A 3,696-nucleotide genomic window follows, 5' to 3' on the forward strand; every position below is an offset into this window, starting at 1 on the left:
TCCAGGAGAGCTCGAGCTCGCCGGCCCAGGGGGCGGCGGCGAAGACCCGGGCCGGGGCTTCCGGGGGCACGCTGTCCAGGGCCACGGGCTTGCCCGCAAGGGTCGCCGTCTGGCCGGTGGTTGGGTCGGTGAGGGTGCCGGTGAGAGCTGCGACGGGGAGGTTCACCCCCGCCGGTACGGCCAGGCGCCCCACGTAGACCCCGTCGTCCACCTCCTCCATGGCAACGACCGACGCCACCCCCGCCAGGGTAAACGCCGCCTGGGCGTCCTTCGTGCCCCGCAGGGTCACCACGAGCTCCTGGCCCGCCCCGTAGGCGGCCTTCTCGGCGGCCACGCTGGCCAGGGCGAGCCCGGCCGCGGTCACGGTCACCTCGGGGGGCGAGCGGCTCTCCAGGTCGTTTCCCCGGCCGTCGGCGTAGACCGCGGCCACGAGGTAGCGGTAGGTGCGCCCGGCTGCCGCCGTCGCATCCCGATAGGTGAGGTCGTAGACCCGCTCGGCCGTGAGCTTCTGGTAGCGGGCGTTTCCCTCCCCGTCGCGCCGGTAGACCAGGTACCCCTGGTTGACCCCGCGCACCTGCGGCGGCTGCCAGGTGAGCCGAATCCCCTCGGGGGTGTAGGTGCCGGCCAGTTCGCGCACGTCGTGGTCGGGGCCGTGGAGGCGGGTGAGGAACTCCACCGGCTCATCCAGGACCACCACGAAGTTGTCCAGCACGGCGTTGGAAAGGGGCGCGGGCGAGGGTGGGGGGCGAACGCGGCCCTCGGCGGCCCACGGCGGGGTGGGAGCCGGGCCTTCCCCCCACCGGAGGGTCGCGGCCTGGGGCAGAAGCGTCCCGACGGGCCACGGGAGGGAAGCCGTGGTCTTCGTCTCCTGCGCCGGCGAGCCAGGGCTCCCGCCGGGAGCGGTGGTAGGGCTGGAGGGGCCGAATCGGCTGTGGGCGGGCGGAAAAACTTTCGCGTCCCGCCGGATGCCGTCGGCATACACCTGGGTCGACCCGTCCCGCTCGTTCCAGACCAGTTCCAGGCGAACCCAGTGGCCGGGAGGAATTTCCCGGCCCAGGGACACGGTGTGCCGCGGGGAGATGGCGCCGGCCCCCGGGAGCGACCCGCGAAAGGGCGCCCCGACGACCAGGCGGGACGCCCCATCGGGTTCGGAAACCCATTCCACGGAGACCCCGAGGAGGTTTCGGTTCTCCCGATCCCGGAAGCTGAAGACGGAGCCTCGCGCCCCCGGTTCCGCGTCCGTCCGTCGCTGCAAGTCAAACGAGATTGCACCCCTGCCTGCCGCCCGAGAAGAAAAGGGTACCTCCCGGGCTCGGGCGGAATCGGTCTGGGTCCACCCCCGGCCCTCGCGCCCGGGGACGGGACCCCCGTCGAACCCTTCCCGGAGCGATTCTCGAGCTGCGGCCGAGCCCCAGAGCATCCAGGCGGTCGCCAGCAGCATCCAGCCTACTCCCCTCGGTCCCATGGTGGCCTCTCCTCCGCCCCGGATCACTGTGCCGGCGCGAGCCGGTGCCAGCCGTCGGCAACGGACGACTTGCGGTGGCAGTTGGAGGACTCGGGGTAGAGCCCGTGTCCCCACCCTCCGGCGGGGTTGGGCAGCCTCACGTCGATGCAGTTGGTGGTAAGGAGGGCGGGAAGCCCGGAGGCGTGGGGCGTGTGGCACTTGGAGCATGTGAACTTGTGGGCCATGGTGCCCGCTCCCCAGGCGCCGCCGATGCCTCCGGGATTGTACCAGTTGTCCCGATCCGCCAACGGATACCATCCCGACCAAGCCGGCGGGCAATCACAACCGCCGGTTCCGTAATACCAGTAGAATGAACCGTCCGTGTTCTCCCACACCCCGAGTTCGAGTTGGGCCGTCATGCCGTGGGGCACGTTTCGGTCGCTCGGCCCCCCGTCGAAGAGGTTGCGCGCGTTGGCCCGGGTGCCGCCCAGGGTGGAGTTGCTGTGGCCGTTAACGGTGTCGGGGCGCCAGAGGGAGGAGCCGGGGTAGAAGTCCATGCCGTCCACGTCGCTCCCGTGGCACAGCACGCACAGCCCGGCCGTCTTCTCCAGGCTGTCCATGGCGGTCTGGCTCGTCGTCGGGTTGCCGCTGTTCACGTCTATGAAGTAGCCCCCCTTGCTCCGGGAAAAGCTGTTGTCGTTGATCAGCCGGGGCCCCTCCATCCACGGGTGGGTGCCTCGCGCCCGGGGCGGCACGTCGGGGGGGTAGGGGTTGCCGATCCAGGTGCCGCGCAAGTGCGGCCTGCCCGTGGCGGTGTCGCCCGGGGCGCGGTTCACGTCGTGCACGTCGTGGCAGTAGCTGCACCGGACGTGTTCCCGCGCCTCGAGGGTGGGGCTCGCGCGGTTGACCACGCCGAAGGCGTCCACGTTGGCCGCCACGCTGGAGGATTGCGCCGCCGGGTCGAAGCTCGCCGTGTGGATCGAGGCGATCCTGCGCCGCAGTTGTGGGTCGTACTGGTCCATCCAGTATCCGGCCGTCCAGTCCGAGGTCTTGGTCGTGTAGGCTGCGCTTGTATACAACCATCCGAAGTTGAAGGTCTGGGCCGTGCCGTCGCTGGCAGTGGTGAGCTGGACCACGGGGAAGCCCACGGGCGTGGTCTTGGTGTTGTAGCCCCACTCGCTCACCGGCGGGCTCTGGGCGTCGTGGCAGCTCCAGCACAGCTCCGCCTCGCTCGCCCCCGAGGTGGCCGTGCCCCCCAGGTGGATGCCGCCGGTGGCCGAGTAGCGAATCCCCAGGCGCGCCTGCATGTCGGTGCCCGTGAGGCGGCCCGAGGGGTCGCTCCAACTGGCGGGGGGCAGGGGCACCGCCACGGGCCCCGCGTGCCCCGTGTGGCACTGGTTGCACTGGGCACGCCACTGGGTGGAACCGGAGAAGCCTTCCCCCCGCTGGGCCTTGAGGTGCGAGCCGTAGGCGGTGGTGCGGCCCGACGCGTTGCCGGCGGGCCACACCACCTGGGGCGCCGAGGGGTGCCCCCCCGCGTGGCACTGGGTGCAGTCGGTGACAAACCCCCGGGAGTGCTGGTGGCAGGCGGTGCAGCGGGTGGTGTCGGCGCCATTGTGGCCCGCCAGGGGGGTGAAGGTGCTGCGGTTGTAGGACCGGGCGCCCCCGTCCGGGGCGTGGCAGGTCTGGCACAGGCCCGTGTGGGAGGCGTTGGCCAGGTCGGCCGAGGTGTAGCCGCCGCCGACGTCGAGCCCGGTGACGGGCCGCGAGCTCACGGGGATGCCGTAGACCCCGTCGGAGAGGTCGGTGACGCCCCGCCCCGGGGCGGAGCCGTCTCCGGAGTGGATCATGTAGGGGTGGGCATCGCCGTGGGGGTCGTGGCAGTCCCAGCAGAACGTCCCGCCGAAGGTGGGGTCGGTGTGCCCGTCGGTCCCGTGGCTGCGGTCGACCTTCTTGGTGGCATTTCGAGCCCCGTAGCCGCTGGAGGCGCCGTCCGGGTCGTAGCCGCTGCTCCCCCCCCGGTGGCACACGAGGCAGGCGTTGTTCCAGCCGCCGTCGGCGCCCGTGCCGCTCTTGTTGGCGAGGCGGAAGGGGTTGGTGGATAGCCCGTGGCCCACGCCGGGGTCGTGGCAGTAGGCGCAGCCCTGGGGGTCGGAGGCCGGGCCGGAGAAGGCCGCGGCGGGGTTTCCCGAGGGGTAGCTCCCCGAGGCGCCGGGGCGCCCGTGGCCCGAGGTGCTCCACTCCTCGGTGGC

General features: G+C 72.0%; 2 protein-coding genes. Both read right to left on the reverse strand.

The annotated features are described in order from the left end of the window. Positions 1-1,465, reverse strand: a 1,465-nt coding sequence (locus AB1578_22575; GenBank protein MEW6490683.1) for a fibronectin type III domain-containing protein, incomplete at its 3' end; no start/stop codon positions are given. 23 nt (positions 1,466-1,488) lie between these two features. Next, a partial coding sequence (locus AB1578_22580) for a hypothetical protein (protein ID MEW6490684.1) occupies positions 1,489-3,696 on the reverse strand: 2,208 nt, incomplete at its 5' end.

The organism is Thermodesulfobacteriota bacterium, from assembly GCA_040756475.1.
In the GTDB taxonomy this organism is placed as follows: domain Bacteria; phylum Desulfobacterota; class Deferrisomatia; order Deferrisomatales; family JACRMM01; genus JBFLZB01.